The organism is Streptomyces sp. NPDC045287, assembly GCF_056432325.1.
Window position 1 is genome coordinate 334,630 of the sequence record NZ_JBWKJG010000005.1, and the last position, 19,039, is coordinate 353,668.

Consider the following 19,039-nt stretch of genomic DNA (forward strand, 5'->3'; position numbering starts at 1 on the left):
TAACGCAACGGAAGTGGCGATTGGTTGGCGACATGGAGCAGCGGACTCCCCCACCCGGCACCCGCCGCCCCGGCGGCCGTACGGCGCGGACCCGCGCGGCCGTGCGCGACGCCGTGCTGACGGGCCTGACCGAGCACGGCTACCCGGGCCTCACCGTCGAGTACGTGGCCGAGCGGTCGGGCGTGCACAAGACGACGCTGTACCGCAGGTGGGGCGGGGTCGAAGGGCTGGTGGCGGACGCCCTGGACCTCGCGGGCGAGGACGGCTGGGCGCCGCCGGACACGGGGACGCTGGAGGGCGACCTGCGGGCCCTCGCGCGCGAGGTGCGCGACTCCTTCGCCGACCCCGCGGCGGCCGCGGCGCCCACGGCCTTCGTCGCGGCGGCGTTCCAGTCGGAGCGCGCGGCCGATGCGCTGCGGGCCTTCTACGCGGAGCGGTTCGCGCGCTGCGAGGCCGTCGTCGAGCGCGCGGTGGCACGCGGCGAGGCACCGGCCGGCACGGACGCGGGCGCGGTGGTGCGCGCCGTGTCGGCGCCGCTGTTCCTCCGGCTGTTCGTCACGCGGGAGCCGGTCGACGCGGCGCTGGCCGACCAGGCGGCCGCGGCGGCCGTCGCGGCGGTGCGGGCGGGGGCGTTCACGACGGAAGCCGACACGGACACGGCGGCGGGCCCGGCCTCCCCCGCCGCCGGCCGCTGACGCCCGGCGCGCGCCGCGGCGCCGGCCCGCTCACACCGTCCAGGCCGCGTCGAGGTCCACGACGTCCCCGGTCAGGGCGACGACGTCCGTCGCCAGTTGGGCGCGCAGGGCGAGCCGCTCCACCCGCTCGGCCCGGTACTTGCCGTGCTCGGCCGCCGACCGCCACATCGACAGGACCAGGAACTCGTTGCCCGGGGCCTCCCCGAACAGGCCGCGCAGCATGCCGGGGGACCCGGCCATCGCGGGGTTCCACACCTTCTCCTGCATCAGGGCGTAGTGCTCGACCCGGTCCTCGCGGATGCGGCTGTGCGCGACCCGTACGACGTCGGCGTCGGTGAAGCGCGGCTCGAAGCCGGTCTTCACGTCGAAGCGGTAGTCGAACAGCTTGACCCGGGCGTCCTTGAAGGTGCCGGACTGCGAGGCGGCCAGCCTGCCGTGTGACCGCGCCATGAAGGAGTCGTAGAAGGGCCGGCTCTCCCAGAAGGAGAAGACGTGGGCCACACCGGGGCGCAGCCGGCTCCATCCGCCGCCCTGCCCCCGGAAGCCGGGTTCCCCCAGCAGTCCCGCCCACTTCCGCTGCCCCCGCTCGAACCCCCGACGGTCCACCACGGTGCAGCGAGTCCACTTGACCAGCACCGCGCCATCGTACGGCGCGGGGAACCGGCCCATATGGCATTCTCCACTGACGCTCCGTGACACCATGGACAACGGATCCGGCGCGGAGGGGAGTTGCCCCTCCGCGGCACCGGTACCCGGAGAGGGGGAAGCTGTGAGCAGTCTCAACAAGGGTGTCGAGAAGGTCGAAGTGGCCCTCAGGTGGGACCCGAGCACCGGCGGCGGCCCGGTCCACGACCTCGACATCATCGCCGCCGTCTACGGCGCCCAGGACCCGACCGGCGCACCGGCGTACCTGGTCCACTTCGACAGCCGTTCGCCGGACGGCACGATCACGCTGAACAGGGACAGCCGTACGGGGCAGGGCCTGGGCATCGACGAGTCCATGACGCTGGAGCTCGACCGGCTCGCCCCCGCCTACGCGCGCGTGGTGGTGGGCGTCGCCATCCAGCAGGGCGGCGGCCGGGTCACCTTCGGCGACGTGGCGAACACCGGCGTGATCGTCAAGGAGGGCTACGACGAGCTGTTCCGCGACGACTTCACCGCCGTGCGGGACGCCACCTCGGCGACCGTCGTGGAGTTCACCCGCGAGACTCCGAGCACCTGGACGTACAGGCCCGCCGTCCACGGCTTCGACTCCGACCCGGACGCCTTCACCCGCCTGATGGGCACCCCCCGGTAAGGGACCGGGAGGCTGGCGGGGGCCGCGGACCGGCGCGCCCGCCGGCGGAGCGGGCGCACGGCGTCCGTGACTCCGACCCGTCACGGGTACGGCCGAGGGGGACCGGCCGTCGGCCGGTCCCCCTCGGTGGATCGCGCGTCAGCCGCCCGCGCGGGCCGCGCCGGACGTGACGTCCGACGCGGCCCGGTCCCGGGTCAGCTGCAACCGCTGGTGGAGCCGCAGCCCTCGCAGATGTAGCAGGAACCGGCGCGCTGCATCTTCGTGCCGCAGGAGAAGCACAGCGGGGCGTCGGCCTGGATGCCGAGCTGCATCTCGACGAGCTCCGCGGACGTGTGCGCCTGCTTCGGAGCGGGGGCCGGGGTCTCCGCCTTCGGGGCGGGGGCGACGGCCTTCGGCTCCTGCTGGAGCGGGGCGGACTGGGCGAGGCCCTCGACGTCCACCTCGTCCTCGGCCGGCTCGTACGAACCGGTCTCCAGGTGGCGCTGGCGCTCCTCGGCGGAGTGGATGCCGAGCGCCGAGCGGGTTTCGAACGGCAGGAAGTCCAGCGCCAGGCGGCGGAAGATGTAGTCGACGATCGACTGGGCCATCCGCACGTCCGGGTCGTCCGTCATGCCGGCCGGCTCGAAGCGCATGTTGGTGAACTTCGAGACGTACGTCTCCAGCGGCACGCCGTACTGCAGGCCGACCGAGACGGCGATGGAGAAGGCGTCCATCATGCCCGCGAGGGTCGAACCCTGCTTGGACATCTTCAGGAAGACCTCGCCGAGACCGTCGTCCGGGTAGGAGTTGGCGGTCATGTAGCCCTCGGCGCCGCCGACCGTGAAGGAGGTGGTGATCCCCGGGCGGCCCTTCGGCAGGCGCTTGCGGACCGGGCGGTACTCGACGACCTTCTCGACCTTCGCGGGCTCGACCTCGGCCTTCTTCTCCTCCTTCTTCTTGGCGGAGAGCGGCTGGCCGACCTTGCAGTTGTCGCGGTAGATCGCGAGCGCCTTGACGCCCATCTTCCACGCCTCGAAGTAGATCTCCTCGACCTCCTCGACGGTCGCCGTCTCCGGCATGTTGACCGTCTTGGAGAGCGCGCCGGAGATCCACGGCTGGATCGCGGCCATCATGCGGACGTGGCCCATCGGGGAGATGGCGCGCTCGCCCATGGCGCAGTCGAAGACCTCGTAGTGCTCCTGCTTGAGGCCCGGGGCGTCGATCACGTTGCCGTGCTCGGCGATGTGGGCGACGATCGCCTCGATCTGCTCCTCCTGGTAGCCCAGGCGGCGCAGGGCCTGCGGGACCGTGCCGTTGACGATCTGCATCGAGCCGCCGCCGACCAGCTTCTTGAACTTGACCAGGGCGAGGTCGGGCTCGAGGCCGGTGGTGTCGCAGGACATCGCGAGACCGATCGTGCCGGTCGGGGCGATGACGGACGCCTGGGAGTTGCGGAAGCCGTTCTTCTCGCCGAGGCGGAGCACGTCCTGCCAGGCCTCCGTGGCGGCGGCCCAGATCGGCGTGTCCAGGTCGTCCATGCGGACGGCGGTGGTGTTGGCGTCGGCGTGCTGCTTCATGACGCGCTTGTGCGCCTCGGCGTTGCGGGCGTAGCCGTCGTACGGGCCGACGACCGCGGCCAGCTCGGCGGAGCGGCGGTACGAGGTGCTGGTCATCAGCGAGGTGATCGCGCCGGCCAGGGCGCGGCCGCCGTCGGAGTCGTACGCGTGGCCGGTCGCCATGAGCAGGGCGCCGAGGTTGGCGTAGCCGATGCCGAGCTGACGGAAGGCGCGGGTGTTCTCGCCGATCTTCTGGGTCGGGAAGTCCGCGAAGCAGATGGAGATGTCCATCGCGGTGATGACCAGCTCGACGACCTTCGAGAAGCGCTCGACGTCGAAGGACTGGTGGCCCTTGCCGTCGTCCTTCAGGAACTTCATCAGGTTCAGCGAGGCCAGGTTGCAGGACGTGTTGTCCAGGTGCATGTACTCGCTGCACGGGTTCGAGCCGTTGATGCGGCCGGACTCGGGGCAGGTGTGCCAGTGGTTGATGGTGTCGTCGTACTGGATGCCCGGGTCGGCGCAGGCCCAGGCGGCCTGGGCCATCTTGCGGAACAGCGACCGGGCGTCGACCTCCTCGATGACCTCGCCGGTCATGCGGGCGCGCAGGCCGAACGTGCCGCCGGTCTCCACGGCCTTCATGAACTCGTCGTTCACGCGGACCGAGTTGTTGGCGTTCTGGTACTGGACGGACGTGATGTCGTCGCCGCCCAGGTCCATGTCGAAGCCCGCGTCGCGCAGGGCGCGGATCTTCTCCTCCTCCTTGACCTTGGTCTCGATGAAGTCCTCGATGTCGGGGTGGTCGACGTCCAGGATGACCATCTTGGCCGCGCGGCGCGTGGCACCGCCGGACTTGATCGTTCCTGCGGAGGCGTCGGCGCCGCGCATGAAGGAGACCGGGCCGGAGGCGTTTCCGCCGGAGGACAGCAGCTCCTTGGAGGAGCGGATGCGGGAGAGGTTCAGGCCGGCGCCGGAACCGCCCTTGAAGATCATGCCCTCTTCCTTGTACCAGTCGAGGATCGACTCCATGGAGTCGTCGACGGACAGGATGAAGCAGGCGGAGACCTGCTGGGGCTGCGGCGTGCCGACGTTGAACCACACCGGCGAGTTGAAGCTGAAGATCTGGTGCAGGAGGGCGTGGGCGAGCTCGTGCTCGAAGATCTCCGCGTCGGCGGGCGACGAGAAGTAGCCGTGCTCCTCGCCGGCCTTGCGGTAGGTCTTCACGATGCGGTCGATGAGCTGCTTCAGGCTCGTCTCGCGCTGGGGGGTGCCGACGGCGCCCCGGAAGTACTTGCTGGTGACGATGTTGACCGCGTTCACCGACCAGAAGTCGGGGAACTCCACGCCGCGCTGCTCGAAGTTGACCGAGCCGTCGCGCCAGTTGGTCATGACGACGTCACGGCGCTCCCAGGCGACCTCGTCGTACGGGTGCACGCCGGGGGTCGTGTGGATGCGCTCGATGCGCAGGCCCTTGCCCGCCTTGGGCCCCTTGGCGCGGGAGCCTCGTGCCGGGCCGCTCGTCGTCTCTGTCATGCCGCCTCCCATATGTGGGCAAAAACGCCCTTATGTGCCCAGATCTTCCCAAGGCACGGTCTCTGTACTGTCGCCGCGGGCGCCGCTCGTAACGCCCGTGGCAGGTCGATTGGCCGCCTCGGCGGCCGGTCGCCGGACCGCGGGGTCCGGCCGGCCGCTCAGTCGGCGGCTGCGGGCACCGGGACCCCGGGGGCCGCACCGGTGCCGCGCTCCTCCGCGGGAGGCCGCCGCTCGCGCAGTTCCGCGATGGCGGCCTCGAAGTCCTCCAGCGTGTCGAACGCGCGGTACACGGACGCGAAGCGCAGGTACGCGACGAGGTCGAGTTCCTGCAGCGGACCGAGTATGGCGAGACCGACGTCGTGCGTGGTGAGTTCCGCGCTGCCGGTGGCCCGGACGGCCTCCTCGACCCGCTGGCCCAGCTGCGCGAGGGCGTCCTCGGTGACGGGCCGCCCCTGGCACGCCTTGCGCACGCCGTTGATGACCTTGGTCCGGCTGAAGGGCTCGGTCACCCCGCTCCGCTTCACGACCATGAGGGAGCAGGTCTCCACCGTGGTGAAACGGCGGGAGCAGTCGGGGCACTGGCGGCGGCGTCGGATGGACGTCCCGTCGTCGGTGGTGCGACTGTCGACGACACGGCTGTCGGGGTGCCTGCAGAAGGGGCAGTGCATGGTCCCAACCCTCCTTCACAGCACGACTGAACAGCCTCGGAGGGCCCTCCCGGGGCCCCTCGAAGCAGCCACAAGCATAGGCGATGCCCATCGCCCCGACGGACGGGGACCACAACTTCTGGGTGCCTGTGACCATGCAACCACTACATGTAGGGCCCGACCCTCATTCGCGGCGTGGCGCGTGTCGCGCCGCGCGCCGGTCTTCCGGGCCGGCGACGAGCCTACGGCACGACCGGCCCCCGAGGACTCCGGGGCACGACAGAAGGGACCGGCGGCGGGCTTCCGGCGGGCGGCGCGGCACGCCGCGCGGAGCGGGGCGTGCGCCGCCGGGGCGGCGGTGGGCGATACCGTGATGACCCGAATCGCCTCTGTGGCGAAAGGTCGCACATACACCCAGGCACACGCACATGTAAGCCATTCCCCTTTTTTTCACTCGAACGTGTGTTTGGCGCAACCTTTCGAAAGCAACTACCGTTGTGCCAGCCAGGGAGACCATTCGAGAGGGGCCGACGTGACCACCACCGCAGACAGTGCCACCATCACCGCCCAGGGCCGCTCCCAGGGCCGATTCGAGCCGGTACACGCCGTGACCATGAACGAGGCGGGCACGGCTCCCGAGCCCGCCAAGCCCACGCGCTCGCTCCCCGGCCGACCTCCCGGCATCCGGGCCGACAGCTCGGGCCTCACCGACCGGCAGCGGAGGGTCATCGAGGTCATCCGCGACTCCGTGCAGCGACGCGGGTACCCACCGTCGATGCGGGAGATCGGCCAAGCGGTCGGCCTGTCCAGCACGTCGTCGGTGGCGCACCAGCTGATGGCCCTGGAGCGGAAGGGCTTCCTGCGGCGGGACCCGCACCGCCCGCGCGCGTACGAGGTGCGGGGCTCCGACCAGCCGAGCGCTCAGCCCGCGGACACGACCGGCAAGCCCGCCGCCTCGTACGTCCCGCTCGTCGGCCGGATCGCCGCCGGCGGGCCGATCCTGGCCGAGGAGTCGGTCGAGGACGTCTTCCCCCTCCCCCGGCAACTGGTGGGCGACGGCGAGCTGTTCGTGCTGAAGGTCGTGGGGGACTCCATGATCGAGGCCGCGATCTGCGACGGCGACTGGGTCACGGTCCGTCGCCAGCCGGTCGCGGAGAACGGCGACATCGTGGCCGCCATGCTGGACGGCGAGGCCACGGTCAAGCGCTTCAAGCGGGAGGACGGCCATGTCTGGTTGCTTCCGCACAATGCCGCCTACCAGCCCATCCCCGGCGACGAGGCGACCATCCTCGGCAAGGTGGTGGCGGTTCTGCGGCGGGTCTGAACACTCCGTCGCCCCCGACCGGGCCCCGGGACCTCTGCGCCGGTCCCGGGGCCCTGCTGTGTCCGGCTAGACCGCGGCCTTCGCCGCCCGGTCGATGGCCGCCAGGGAGCGGCGGACCTGGTTGCGGTCCGTCGTGTACCAGAAGTCCGGCATCGAGGCGCGCAGGAAGCTCCCGTACCGGGCGTTCGCCAGGCGCGGGTCCAGGACCGCCACCACGCCGCGGTCGCCCGTCGCCCTCACCAGGCGGCCCGCGCCCTGCGCCATGAGCAGCGCCGCGTGGGTCGCGGCGACGGCCATGAAGCCGTTGCCCCCCGCCTCCTCCACGGCCTTCTGGCGGGCGCTCATCAACGGATCGTCGGGGCGCGGGAACGGAATGCGGTCCATGACCACCAGCTGGCAGTTCGGCCCCGGCACGTCGACGCCCTGCCACAGCGAGAGCGTCCCGAACAGGCAGGTCTCCGGATCGCCGGCGAACGCCTTGATCAGCTCGCCCAGCGTGTCCTCGCCCTGCAACAGCACGGGCTTGTCCAGACGGCCCCGCAGCTCCTCGGCGGCGGCCTGCGCCGCCCGCATGGAGGAGAACAGGCCGAGCGTCCGGCCCCCGGCGGCCTCGATCAGCTCCGCCAGCTCGTCCATCATGTCCGTCCGGCTGCCCTCCCGCCCGGGCGTCGCCAGGTGGCGGGCCACGTAGAGGATGCCCTGCTTGGGGTAGTCGAACGGCGACCCGACGTCGATGCCCTTCCACACCGGGAGGTCCTCGCCCTCGACGCCCTCGGCGGCGAGCCCCAGCGAGGCCCCCACCCCGTTGAAGTCCCCGCCCAGCTTCAGCGTGGCGGACGTCAGGACGACCGACCGGTCCGCGAACAGCTTGTCGCGCAGCAGCCCCGACACGGACAGCGGCGCCACCCGCAGGGAAGCGCCGAAGCGGTCGTGCCGCTCGTACCAGACCACGTCGTACTCGGAGCCGTTCGCGACGCGCTCCGCCACCGCGTGGACGTTCTCCACGGAGGCCATGGCCTGCTTGCGGACGGCGTCCTCGTCCTGGACGGAGCGGTCCCGCGTGTTGCCCAGCGCCGTGATCGTCGCGCGTGCCGCGTCCCGCAGGGCCATCAGCGCGTACGCCAGGTCCTCGGGGACCTCCTGGAGGCGGCCGGGCAGGGCCAGCTCCATCAGCTTCTCGAACCCCTCCGCCGCGGTCTGCAACTGGTCGGCGGTCTTCTCGTCGACGAGCTTGGCCGCCCGCCGCACCGCCCGGTTGACCTGGCCGGGCGTGAGCTCACCGGTGGCGACGCCGGTCACGCGGGACACCAGCTCGTGCGCCTCGTCGACGATCAGCACCTCGTGCTGCGGCAGGACCGGGGCGCCCTCGATGGCGTCGATCGCGAGGAGCGCGTGGTTGGTCACCACGACCTCGGCGAGCTTGGCGCGCTCGCGCGCGGCCTCCGCGAAGCACTCGGCTCCGTACGCGCACTTGCTCGCCCCCAGGCACTCGCGCGACGAGACGGACACCTGGGCCCACGCCCGGTCGGAGACGCCCGGCGTCAGGTCGTCCCGGTCCCCCGTCTCCGTCTCGTCCGACCAGTCCCGCAGGCGCAACAGGTCCTGCCCGAGCTTGCTGGTCGGGGCGGCCGCCTCGAACGGGTCGAACAGCCCGTCCTCCTCTTCCTTCGGCACGCCCTCGTGGATCCGGTGCAGGCACAGGTAGTTGGAGCGGCCCTTCAGCATCGCGAACTCCGGGCGGCGGCGCAGCAGCGGGTGCAGCGCCTCCACCGTCCGGGGCAGGTCCCGCTCGACGAGCTGCCGCTGCAGGGCCAGCGTGGCCGTCGCCACGACGACGCGGTCCCCGTGGGCCAGGGCGGGCACCAGGTAGCCGAGGGACTTGCCGGTGCCGGTGCCGGCCTGGACGAGCAGGTGCGTACCGTCGTCGACGGCCTGGGCGACGGCCTCGGCCATGGCGACCTGGCCTGGCCTTTCCGTGCCGCCGACGGCGGTGACGGCGGCGTGGAGGAGCTCGGGGAGGGATGGCTTCGTCATAGCCCGTCCACCCTACGGCGCCGCACCGACAGCCGGACCACCCCTCGGGTTTTCCCCGCCCGCTTCCGGCCACTCCCCCGGCGCAGCCGCCCCGGGCAGCGGTCGCGCGCCACCCGTACGGGCGATACCGGGCCGCCCCCGGTCACACGGGGTTGACGGGCCGGGCCAACCCCTGGCGGAGGAGGGCCCGTTCGGCGGTGGCGAGGGCGTCGGCGAAGCGGTCGGGGACGGCAGCGGCCTGCTCGCCGGTGAGCGCCGGCGGCGGCAGGAGCCGTACGGCACCGGAGCGCGGCCCCGCCGTACCGACGAGGCCCCGGCCCGGGCACTCCCGCCGCACGGCTTCCGCGGGGGCCGGGGCGGGCGGGGCGCGTCACCGGGCCGGACGCGGCGTCGACCGGCTCGACGCCGGTCATGAGGCCCCGGCCGCGTACGCCACCGACGCGGGGGGCACGGCGGCCGGCTCCCCGAGCCGCGCCGGCAGCCGGCAGCCGGGCGCCGGGGCCGCGCGTCCCGCCCGTACCAACGACGACATCTACGGGGGATCACGGGCATTTCGAAGATCCCCGCGCCGGGGAACCGCCGCCCTGCCGCACGCCGTCCCCAAGGGCACCGGCATAGTGGGGGCCGCGCTCCGGCGCCCGGCGCCGTCCCGGCCGCTGCCGGAGCGCGCAGTTCCGCAGTACGAAGTTCCGCGTTCGAGGAGCGCTTCCGCAAGAGCGCTCGGCTCACGAAGTCCCAGGGGGATCACTCACATGCGAACGATTCGTCCGTTGCTCGCGTCGGCCGCCGTCGCGGCGGCGCTGGCGCTGACCGCCACGGGCTGCGGCCCCGAGGAGGACCCGGCCGCCGCTCCCAGCGCCTCCGCGGTCCACACCCCCGGCGGGAACGGGAAGATCACCATCCCGGACGACCTGAAGAACCGGCTCAAGGAGCACGGGATCGACCTGGACAAGTGGCGGGACGGCGAGTGGCGGAACTGGGACAGGGACAAGTGGCTGCGGGAGGCCCAGGACTTCGTCAACCCGATCATCGAGGACCTCTGGAACCCGGACCGCATGCGGGAGGCGGAGGAGCCGGACCGGCCGGTCGAGGAGGGGGACCTCCCCAGTGACGAGGGCGTGACGGACCCGACGCCCCGGCGGGTCGAGGCCAAGGAGGTGGAGCCGGAGTACCACGGCAGCGCGCCGGAGGCCGGCAAGCTCCTCTTCGACGGCCCCAAGGGCTCGATGGTGTGCTCGGCGACGGTCGTGAAGGACCCCGCGAACCCCGGCAGGTCGAACCTCGTGTGGACGGCCGGGCACTGCGTCCACGCCGGCAAGAACGGCGGCTGGTACCGGAACATCGCGTTCGTCCCGTCGTACAACGACAAGGGCCTGTCGACCGCGGAGCTGGAGAAGGCGTCCCGCGAGGAGATCGCCCCGTACGGCGTGTGGTGGGGCGACTGGGCCCAGACCTCCGAGCAGTGGATCGACCAGGGCGCGCCGACGGGCGGCCAGGGCGCCCCGTACGACTTCGCGGTCGTCCACGTGACGCCGGAGAAGGGAAGCGGCGGCAAGTCACTGGAGGAGACGGTCGGTTCCGCGCTGCCGGTCGACTTCGAGGCGCCTGCCGTGTCGAAGATCGCGAGCATGGAGGCGACCGGCTACCCGGCGGCGCCGCCGTACGACGGCCAGAGGATGTTCCGGTGCGCGGACGAGCCGGGCCGACTGTCCGTGAAGGCCGACCAGCCGACGATGTACCGCATCGGGTGCAGCATGACCGGTGGTTCGTCGGGCGGCGGCTGGGTCGCCACGGGCGGGGACGGCAAGCCGGCGCTCGTGTCGAACACCTCGATCGGGCCGGTGCAGGCGGGCTGGCTCGCCGGGCCGCGCCTCGGCGCGGAGGCGAAGGGCGTCTTCACGGCGGTCAGCGAGAAGTTCGCGGGCCGATAGGCCACCGGACCGCCGGGCCTCGGCGGCGGTGACGACGGGAGAAGCGGGGGTCCCCGGCCGGTGCGGCCGGGGACCCCCGCTTCGTCGTGCGCGTCAGGCCGTGACGGCGCTGTACGGGGCGAGCAGCGCGGCGAGCTCGCTGTGCACCCGCGCCTTGAGCAGCGTGCCCTCCGGGGTGTGCTCCTCGGAGATCACCTCGCCCTCGGCGTGCACCCGCGAGACCAGTCCGCCCTGCGTGTACGGCACGAGCGCCTCGACCTCGACCTCCGGGCGGGGCAGCTCGGCGTCGATCATCGCGAGGAGTTCCGCGATGCCCTGGCCGGTCCGCGCCGAGACGGCGATCGAGTGCTTCTCGACGCGCAGCAGCCGCTGCAGGACGAGCGGGTCGGCCGCGTCCGCCTTGTTGACCACGACGATCTCGGGCACGCCGGTCGCGCCCACGTCGCGGATCACCTCGCGCACGGCGGCCAGTTGCTCCTCCGGCGCCGGGTGCGCGCCGTCCACCACGTGGAGGATCAGGTCGGAGTCCCCGACCTCCTCCATGGTGGAGCGGAACGCCTCGACGAGGTGGTGCGGCAGGTGCCGGACGAAGCCGACCGTGTCGGCCAGCGTGTACAGGCGGCCACTGGGCGTCTCGGCCCGGCGGACCGTCGGGTCGAGGGTGGCGAACAGGGCGTTCTCCACCAGGACGCCCGCGCCGGTCAGCCGGTTGAGCAGGGACGACTTGCCGGCGTTGGTGTAGCCGGCGATGGCGACCGACGGCACCTTGTTGCGCCGCCGCTCCTGGCGCTTGATGTCGCGGCCCGTCTTCATCTCCGCGATCTCCCGGCGCATCTTCGCCATCTTCTCGCGGATCCGTCGACGGTCCGTCTCGATCTTGGTCTCACCGGGGCCTCGGGTGGCCATGCCGCCACCGCCGCCGCCGCCCATCTGCCGGGACAGCGACTGGCCCCAGCCGCGCAGCCTCGGCAGCATGTACTGCATCTGGGCGAGCGCGACCTGCGCCTTGCCTTCGCGCGACTTGGCGTGCTGGGCGAAGATGTCGAGGATCAGGGCGGTCCGGTCGACCACCTTGACCTTGACGACGTCCTCCAGGTGGATCAGCTGGCCGGGGCTCAGCTCACCGTCGCAGACGACGGTGTCGGCACCGGTCTCCAGCACGATGTCCCGCAGTTCGTCGGCCTTGCCCGAGCCGATGTACGTGGCCGGGTCGGGCTTGTCGCGGCGCTGGATGACGCCGTCCAGGACGAGCGCGCCCGCCGTCTCGGCGAGGGCGGCCAGCTCGGCCAGGGAGTTCTCGGCGTCCTGCACGGTCCCCGAGGTCCAGACGCCGACCAGCACGACGCGCTCCAGGCGCAGCTGCCGGTACTCGACCTCGGTGACGTCCTCGAGCTCGGTGGAAAGGCCGGCCACACGGCGGAGCGCGGCGCGCTCCTGGCGGTCGAACTGGTCGCCGTCCCGCTCTCCGTCGATCTCGTGGCTCCAGGCGACGTCCTCTTCCATCAGGGCATCGGCCCGAAGGCTCTCGGCGCGGTTCGGCTCCGCGGAGCTCAGCTTGTCCTGGGAAGGGGATGAAGAGGAGGTCATTGGATCCTTACGTCGATGGAAAAGTCGATTCGTCAGGCACAACGCCCGCTCTCCCCGGATCATTCCCGCAGAGGGCCGGGCCACTCCCCGGCGGCGCCGCCGACGTGACGATGGTCGCACGGTGCGGCCGGGTCCGTCACGCGGGTTTCCCGTTCGACGGGGCCTTGCTGCGCCAGTCGGGGTGGCCGGGCATGGGCGGGGTCTTCTCGCCGTAGAGCCATCCGCGCAGGAAACCGGTGAGGTCGCGGCCCGCGGTGTCGGAGGCGAGGCGGACGAAGTCGGCGGTGCCGGCGGTGGCGTGCGCGTACTCGGTCACCCAGCGCCGCTGGAGCTCGTCGAAGGCGGTGACGCCGATCTCCTGCCGCAGGGCGTACAGGACGAGGGCGCTGCCGTCGTAGACGACCGGCCGGAAGAGGCCGCTCTTGTCGCCCGGTGCGGACGGGTGGGGCGCGGCCGGGGGGCCGCCGGCGGCGCGCCACTGGTCGGACGCGGCGTACGCGTCGCGCATGCGGCGTTCCAGGGGGGCCTGGCCGGTCTCCTGCGCGTACAGCGCCTCGTACCAGGTGGCGTGGCCCTCGTTGATCCACAGGTCGGACCAGGCGCGGGGGGTGACGCTGTTGCCGAACCAGTGGTGGGCCAGCTCGTGGACCATGATCGATTCGATGTACCACTCGGGCAGGTCGGTGCGGGTGAACAGTCCGCGCTCGAAGAGGGAGAGGGTCTGGGTCTCCAGCTCGAAGCCGGTGGTCGCGTCGGCGACCAGCACGCCGTACGTCTCGAAGGGGTAGCGGCCGACCCTGTCCTCCATCCACCGCAGGTGGCCGGGGGTCTTCCTCAGCCAGGGCTCCATCCGCTCCCGGTCGGCGACCGGGACGACGTCGCGGAGGGGCAGGCCGTGCGGGCCGGTGCGGCGGACGACGGCGGAGCGGCCGATGGAGACCTGGGCCAGCTCGGTCGCCATGGGGTGGGCGCCGCGGTACGTCCAGGTCGCGGTGGACCCGGTGACGACGTGGTCGACGGCCTGGCCGTTGGCGACGGCGACGAGGTCCTTGGGCGCGGTGACGCGGAAGGTGAAGCGGGCCTTGTCGGCGGGGTGGTCGTTGCAGGGGAAGACGCGGTGGGCGGCGTCGGCCTGGTTGGCCATGGCGAGGCCGTCGGAGGTGCGGACCCAGCCGCCCTCCGCGTCGGCGGCCGGGTCGCTGGTGTGGGTGACGGCGATGCTGATCCGCGTACCGGCGTCGACGGGCCGGCCGAGCTCGACGACGAGGTCCTCCTCCACGCCGGCGAAGTCGGCGGGGCGGCCGTCGACGGTCACGGACTCGACGGTGCCGTGGGCGAAGTCGAGGTTGACGCGCTCCAGCCGGCCGGTGGTCCGCGCGTCGATCGTGGTGAGGGCGTCGAGGGCCTTGCGGTTGTCGCCGCCGTAGGTGAGGGCGATGTCGTACGCGAGGACGTCGTAGCCGGGGTTGCCGAGGTGCGGGAAGAGGGGGTCGCCGATGCCGAGCGGCTCGGGGGCGGGCACGGCCGCCGCGATGAGCCCCGCGGACGTCGCGGCGAGGAGGACGGCGCGCAGGCGTGGGGAGGTGAGGAACATGGAGCCACCGCTACCAGCGCGCCCGGCCCGCTTCGGGACGGCGCGCTCCCGGCGCACCCGAACGAGCGCCGCGCGCGGGCCCGCGGTGGCCCGTCCGGCGGTCGCCGGGCGCCTCGCCGCCCGCGGGCCCGCTACTGCGCCGGGGCCGGGTGCTGCGCGCGGCTCACGTCGTACACGCCGGGTACGTCGCGCATGGCGCGCATCAGGGCGGGCAGGCCGGACGCGTCGGGGAGCCGCAGCGTGTACGTGTGGCGGACCCGCTGTTCGCTGGGGGGTTCGACGGTGGCGGAGACGATCGCGGCACCCGCCGTGGCGATCGCCTCGGTGAGGTCGGCGAGCAGCCGGGGCCGGCCGAACGCCTCGGCGACGAGCGTGACGCGACAGGCCGCGGCACCGCTCCAGCGCACGGTCACGGGCTGCCGCCCGAGGCTCTCCATCCGGTGCACGGCGGGGCACTCCGCGCGGTGGACGGTGACGGCGCCGCCGCGCACGGCGAACCCGGTCACGGTGTCGGGCGGTACGGGCGTGCAGCAGCCGGCCAGGCGGACGCCGGTGTGCGGCGCGTCGACGACGGCGTTGGCCGTGGGCCTGCGACCGGTGACGACGGAGGCGGGCGGGCGCGGGTCGGCGGCCGGCGCGTCGGCGCCGTGGGGGTGGGTGGCGAGCCAGTGGTCGATGGCGATGCGGGCGGTGGGGGTGCGGGCGTGGTCCAGCCAGTCGGGGGACGGGCCGGAGCCGGCGTCCTCGGCGAGCAGCGGCTGGACGGTGTCGCCGTCGCGCAGGACGGTGCCGAGGGTGGCGAGGCGGCCGTTGACGCGCGCGCCGACGCAGGCGTGGGCGGCCGTGCCGTACTGCTCGTACGCGGCGTCCACGCAGGTGGCGCCGGCGGGGAGGGCGAGGGTGCCGCCGTCGGGCAGGAAGACCGTGATCTCGCCGTCCTGGGCGAGGTCCGCGCGCAGCGAGGTCCAGAACGTGTCCGGGTCGGGCGCGGACTGCTGCCAGTCGAGGAGGCGGGAGAGCCAGCCGGGGCGGGTGGGGTCGGCGCGCTCCCCCTCGTCGGCCGTGTCGGAGGCGTCGGCGGGGACGGCGTAGGGGTTGCCGAGGGCGACGACGCCGGCCTCCGCGACCCGGTGCATCTGGTGGGTGCGGATGAGGACTTCCACGACGGCGCCGTCGGGCGCGGCGACGGCCGTGTGCAGCGACTGGTACAGGTTGAACTTGGGAGCGGCGATGAAGTCCTTGAACGCGGAGATCACCGGGGTGAAGCAGGTGTGCAGCTCGCCGAGCACGGCGTAGCAGTCGGCGTCCTCCCCGACGAGGACGAGCAGCCGCCCGAAGTCGGTGCCGAGCAGTTCGCCGCGCTTGCGGCTGACCCGGTGCACGGAGACGAAGTGGCGGGGGCGGACGAGGACTTCGGCCGGGATCCCGGCTTCCCGCAGGACGGCGCGCACGTCGGCGGCGACGGTCGCGAGGGCGTCGCCGGCGGTGGCGTTCTCCGCGATGAGGGCGCGGGTCCGCTCGTACTCGACGGGGTGGAGGATGGCGAAGACCAGGTCTTCCAGCTCGGTCTTGAGGGCCTGGACGCCGAGCCGCTCCGCGAGGGGGATGAGGACGTCGCGGGTGACCTTCGCGATGCGCGCCTGCTTCTCGGGGCGCATGACGCCGAGGGTGCGCATGTTGTGCAGCCGGTCCGCGAGCTTGATGGACATGACGCGGACGTCGTTGCCGGTGGCGACGAGCATCTTGCGGAACGTCTCGGGCTCGGCGGCGGCACCGTAGTCCACCTTCTCCAGCTTGGTGACGCCGTCGACGAGGTAGGCGACCTCGTCGCCGAACTCCTCGCGGACCTGGTCGAGGGTCACCTCCGTGTCCTCGACCGTGTCGTGGAGGAGGGAGGCCGTCAGGGTCGTGGTCTCCGCGCCGAGTTCGGCGAGGATGAGGGTGACGGCCAGGGGGTGGGTGATGTAGGGCTCGCCGCTCTTGCGGAACTGGCCGCGGTGGGACGACTCCGCCAACTCGTACGCGCGGCGGAGGACGGCCAGGTCGGCGTCGGGGTGGTGGGCGCGGTGGGCGTCCGCGACGTGGCCGATGGCGTCGGGCAGCCGGTCGCGGCCGGTGGGACCGAGCAGCGCGGCGCGGCCGAGTCTGCGCAGGTCGATTCTGGGGAGGCCGCGCCTGCGGCCGGTGGCACTGGGGTTGGTGGCCTCTGCGCTCATGGGGCACCTCCGGCGGCGTCGACCGGCGGTGGACGGGTACGGCGTCGCCGCCCTGCCGGTGCTTGATGCTACCGAGCCCACCACGCGGCGCAGTCGCGCTCTCGCTCAGCGTGAACGGGATCACCCATTCGAGCGAGGTTTACGCACGTACGGTTTCGCTCCGTGATCGCTCCGGAGGCTCAGACGGCCGTTTCGGAGAGCCAGGCGGGGTCGATGCGGCCTTCGGCGACGATCACGGCGGGTCCGGTCATCTCGATCTGCCCGTCGGGCAGCTCGGTGATCACCAGCGTGCCGCCGAGGACGTCGACGGTGTACGTGACGGGCGTGCCGGTCGCGGCCGGGTCGACGCCGTCGCGGCGGGCTGCGGCGACGGCGACGGCGCAGGCGCCCGTACCGCACGAGCGGGTCTCGGCGGCGCCGCGCTCGTGGACGCGCATCGCGACGTGCCGGGGGCCGCGGTCGACGACGAACTCGATGTTGACGCCGTCCGGGTAGACGGCGGCGGGGGCGTAGAGCGGCTCGGTGGAGAGGGAGCCGGCGTGGGCGAGGTCCTCGACGAAGGCGACCGCGTGGGGGTTGCCCATGTTGACGTTGCGCGCGGGCCAGCTCCGGTCCTCGACGGTGACCGTGACACCGGCTTCCGGGAGGACGGCGCGGCCCATGGAGACGGTGACGTCGCCGTTCTTGGCGAGGTGGACCCGCTTGACGCCGCCGCGGGTGGCCACGGCGATGTCACCGGCCGCGACGAGGCCGGCGTGCTCCAGGTAGCGGGCGAAGACGCGGACGCCGTTGCCGCACATCTCGGCGATCGAACCGTCGGCGTTGCGGTAGTCCATGAACCATTCGGCCTCGTCGGCCATGTGGCGGGCCTCGGGGTGGGCGGCGCTGCGGACGGCGTGCAGCACCCCGTCGCCGCCGATCCCGGCGCGCCGGTCGCAGACCCTGGCCACCAGGGCGGCGGACAGGTCGACGGCGTTGTCCGGGTCGGGCACGATCACGAAGTCGTTCTCGGTGCCGTGGCCCTTGAGGAAGGCGAGGGGTGCGGTGCTCACGCGATCAATCGTACGGGGTCGGTGCGGCGGCGGCGGAGACGTCCGGTCGGTGGACCGCTTCGGCGGGCCGCGTCAGCGGAGGCGGGCGACGCGCCAGACGGCGAGGGCGACCAGCAGGGTGACCCCGGCGGCGTACAGGGCGATCACGCGCCAGTCGGGGCGCTCGCCGGAGCCGCGCGGGGGCAGGCCGGGCCAGGTGTGGCCGACGCGGCGGGCGGCCATCATGCCCCAGCCGGCCGCGCAGCCGCAGAGCAGCAGTCCGAGCATCGCGAGGACGGCGCCGCCGTCGCCCGACCCGAAGGCCAGGGGGAAGGCGAACATCAGGGAGCCGAGCGCGCCGAGGCCGACGATGGGGGCGAGCTGCCAGATGCGCAGGCGCCGCTGCGGGCGCAGCTCCACCTCGACCTCGTCGGGGGTGATGTCCTGCGCCCCGTCCTCGGTCAGCTCGGGGCCGTCCGGGCTGAGCCGCGGCGCGTCCTGCGCCTGCGGGTCTTCGCCGTCCGGCGCCTCTCGCCGTTCTCTGTCGCGAGGGCCGGCCTCCATCGCCACGCGCCCTCCCCACTCGGATCCACTGGTCGATCGATGCTCGATGATGGCACGGACACGGCCGCCGGGATGACGGGCAGGACGTCCCGATGCCATCACGTGATCAGGCTGTAACCGCTCGTTCGACGAACGTCAGCGCCTGGCGCGGGAGTTCCCCCCGGTCGGCGGCCGCGCCGCTGAGCCACCGGACCCGCGGGTCGCGGCGGAACCAGGAGTCCTGACGGCGCGCGAAGCGCTTGGTGGCGCGCACGGTCTCGTCGCGCGCCTCCCGTTCGGTGCACTCCCCGGCGAGCGCGGCGAGGACCTGCTGGTAGCCGAGGGCGCGGGAGGCCGTACGGCCTTCGCGCAGGCCCCGTTCCTCCAGCGCGCGCACCTCGTCGACCAGTCCGGCCTCCCACATCCGGTCCACGCGCGCGGCGATGCGCGCGTCCAGTTCGGGGCGTTCGACGTCGACGCCGATCTGGATCGTGTCGTAGACGGAGTCGTGTCCCGGGAGGTTGGCGGTGAAGGGCCTGCCGGTGATCTCGATGACCTCCAGCGCCCGCACCACGCGGCGGCCGTTGCTGGGGAGGATGGCGCGGGCCGCGTCGGGGTCGGCGGCGGCGAGCCGGGCGTGCAGGGCGCCGGGGCCGCGCTCCTCCAGCTCCGCCTCCAGGCGGGCGCGGACGTCGGGGTCGGTACCGGGGAACTCCAGGGCGTCGATGGCGCCGCGGACGTACAGTCCGGAGCCGCCGACGAGGACGGGGGTGCGGCCCTCGGCGAGCAGCCGGTCGATCTCCGCGCGGGCCAGCCGCTGGTACTCGGCGACGCTGGCGGTCTCGGTGACGTCCCAGACGTCGAGGAGGTGGTGGGGGATCCCGCCGCGCTCCTCGGGGGTCAACTTGGCGGTGCCGATGTCCATCCCTCGGTACAGCTGCATGGAGTCGGCGTTGACGACCTCGCCGCCGAGCTCCCGCGCCAGGTGGACGCCCAGATCGGACTTTCCGGCTGCGGTGGGGCCGACGACGGCGATGACGCGGGGGGCGGGGAGTGTGCTGCTCACCGACCCAGT

General features: G+C 73.0%; 15 protein-coding genes. 4 read left to right on the forward strand and 11 right to left on the reverse strand.

The genetic code is table 11. The features are described 5' to 3' along the window. Positions 1-32: 32 nt before the first annotated feature. A complete protein-coding gene (locus AC07D6_RS11755; protein WP_479043516.1) occupies positions 33-695 on the forward strand; it encodes a TetR/AcrR family transcriptional regulator in 663 nt (220 codons plus the stop codon). Between the two features lie 30 nt (positions 696-725). On the opposite strand, the gene AC07D6_RS11760 is transcribed toward AC07D6_RS11755, so the two are convergent. Then, positions 726-1,331, reverse strand: a complete 606-nt coding sequence (locus AC07D6_RS11760) for a YdbC family protein (RefSeq protein ID WP_479043517.1) — start codon at positions 1,329-1,331, stop codon at positions 726-728. A gap of 133 nt (positions 1,332-1,464) precedes the next feature. Here AC07D6_RS11760 and AC07D6_RS11765 point away from each other — a divergent pair, with 133 nt between their 5' ends. Next, entirely contained in the window at positions 1,465-1,992 is a 528-nt protein-coding gene (locus AC07D6_RS11765; protein WP_479043518.1) for a TerD family protein, read from the forward strand. 194 nt (positions 1,993-2,186) lie between these two features. On the opposite strand, the gene AC07D6_RS11770 is transcribed toward AC07D6_RS11765, so the two are convergent. Beyond that, a complete protein-coding gene (locus tag AC07D6_RS11770; RefSeq protein WP_479043520.1) occupies positions 2,187-5,057 on the reverse strand; it encodes a vitamin B12-dependent ribonucleotide reductase in 2,871 nt (956 codons plus the stop codon). Between the two features lie 158 nt (positions 5,058-5,215). After that, positions 5,216-5,725 carry a transcriptional regulator NrdR gene (gene nrdR / locus AC07D6_RS11775; protein WP_315878858.1) on the reverse strand — a complete coding sequence of 170 codons (510 nt, stop codon included), beginning with the start codon at positions 5,723-5,725 and terminating at the stop codon, positions 5,216-5,218. Positions 5,726-6,236: 511 nt separating this feature from the next. On the opposite strand from nrdR, the gene lexA reads away from it, so the two are divergent. After that, entirely contained in the window at positions 6,237-7,028 is a 792-nt protein-coding gene (gene lexA, locus AC07D6_RS11780) for a transcriptional repressor LexA (RefSeq protein ID WP_315878859.1), read from the forward strand. A 66-nt stretch (positions 7,029-7,094) separates the two neighbouring features. Here the strand turns inward: lexA and AC07D6_RS11785 are convergent, their stop codons facing one another. Together AC07D6_RS11785 and AC07D6_RS11790 are read right to left on the reverse strand one after the other, a co-directional pair. Next, positions 7,095-9,062 (reverse strand): ATP-dependent DNA helicase, encoded by a 1,968-nt coding sequence (locus tag AC07D6_RS11785; protein WP_479043522.1) that lies wholly within the window; start codon positions 9,060-9,062, stop codon positions 7,095-7,097. Positions 9,063-9,204: 142 nt separating this feature from the next. Further along, a complete protein-coding gene (locus AC07D6_RS11790; protein WP_479043523.1) occupies positions 9,205-9,399 on the reverse strand; it encodes a hypothetical protein in 195 nt (64 codons plus the stop codon). A 415-nt stretch (positions 9,400-9,814) separates the two neighbouring features. On the opposite strand from AC07D6_RS11790, the gene AC07D6_RS11795 reads away from it, so the two are divergent. Then, positions 9,815-10,993, forward strand: a complete 1,179-nt coding sequence (locus tag AC07D6_RS11795) for a trypsin-like serine peptidase (protein ID WP_479043525.1) — start codon at positions 9,815-9,817, stop codon at positions 10,991-10,993. Between the two features lie 93 nt (positions 10,994-11,086). On the opposite strand, the gene hflX is transcribed toward AC07D6_RS11795, so the two are convergent. The 6 genes from hflX to miaA all read right to left on the reverse strand — a co-directional run bounded on the left by hflX (position 11,087) and on the right by miaA (position 19,030). Then, entirely contained in the window at positions 11,087-12,580 is a 1,494-nt protein-coding gene (gene hflX, locus AC07D6_RS11800) for a GTPase HflX (protein WP_315880786.1), read from the reverse strand. A gap of 136 nt (positions 12,581-12,716) precedes the next feature. Then, complete coding sequence (locus AC07D6_RS11805) at positions 12,717-14,174, reverse strand: M1 family metallopeptidase (protein WP_479043527.1); 1,458 nt, start codon at positions 14,172-14,174, stop codon at positions 12,717-12,719. 131 nt (positions 14,175-14,305) lie between these two features. Continuing rightward, a complete protein-coding gene (locus AC07D6_RS11810; RefSeq protein ID WP_479043528.1) occupies positions 14,306-16,390 on the reverse strand; it encodes a RelA/SpoT family protein in 2,085 nt (694 codons plus the stop codon). Between the two features lie 179 nt (positions 16,391-16,569). Further along, positions 16,570-17,442 carry a diaminopimelate epimerase gene (gene dapF / locus AC07D6_RS11815; RefSeq protein ID WP_479043529.1) on the reverse strand — a complete coding sequence of 291 codons (873 nt, stop codon included), beginning with the start codon at positions 17,440-17,442 and terminating at the stop codon, positions 16,570-16,572. A gap of 72 nt (positions 17,443-17,514) precedes the next feature. Continuing rightward, entirely contained in the window at positions 17,515-17,985 is a 471-nt protein-coding gene (locus AC07D6_RS11820; protein WP_315880825.1) for a hypothetical protein, read from the reverse strand. Positions 17,986-18,091: 106 nt separating this feature from the next. Then, positions 18,092-19,030 carry a tRNA (adenosine(37)-N6)-dimethylallyltransferase MiaA gene (miaA, locus tag AC07D6_RS11825; protein WP_315880790.1) on the reverse strand — a complete coding sequence of 313 codons (939 nt, stop codon included), beginning with the start codon at positions 19,028-19,030 and terminating at the stop codon, positions 18,092-18,094. Positions 19,031-19,039: the final 9 nt, after the last annotated feature.

What these genes read in the sequence shown, in the direction of transcription:
- AC07D6_RS11810 (WP_479043528.1), bottom strand. Translation starts at nt 16,390, where the DNA reads ATGAGCGCAGAGGCCACCAACCCCAGTGCCACCGGCCGCAGGCGCGGC.
- AC07D6_RS11805 (WP_479043527.1), bottom strand. Translation starts at nt 14,174, where the DNA reads ATGTTCCTCACCTCCCCACGCCTGCGCGCCGTCCTCCTCGCCGCGACG.
- AC07D6_RS11795 (WP_479043525.1), top strand. Translation starts at nt 9,815, where the DNA reads ATGCGAACGATTCGTCCGTTGCTCGCGTCGGCCGCCGTCGCGGCGGCG.
- AC07D6_RS11755 (WP_479043516.1), top strand. Translation starts at nt 33, where the DNA reads ATGGAGCAGCGGACTCCCCCACCCGGCACCCGCCGCCCCGGCGGCCGT.
- AC07D6_RS11785 (WP_479043522.1), bottom strand. Translation starts at nt 9,062, where the DNA reads ATGACGAAGCCATCCCTCCCCGAGCTCCTCCACGCCGCCGTCACCGCC.
- hflX (WP_315880786.1), bottom strand. Translation starts at nt 12,580, where the DNA reads ATGACCTCCTCTTCATCCCCTTCCCAGGACAAGCTGAGCTCCGCGGAG.
- nrdR (WP_315878858.1), bottom strand. Translation starts at nt 5,725, where the DNA reads ATGCACTGCCCCTTCTGCAGGCACCCCGACAGCCGTGTCGTCGACAGT.
- AC07D6_RS11820 (WP_315880825.1), bottom strand. Translation starts at nt 17,985, where the DNA reads ATGGAGGCCGGCCCTCGCGACAGAGAACGGCGAGAGGCGCCGGACGGC.
- AC07D6_RS11770 (WP_479043520.1), bottom strand. Translation starts at nt 5,057, where the DNA reads ATGACAGAGACGACGAGCGGCCCGGCACGAGGCTCCCGCGCCAAGGGG.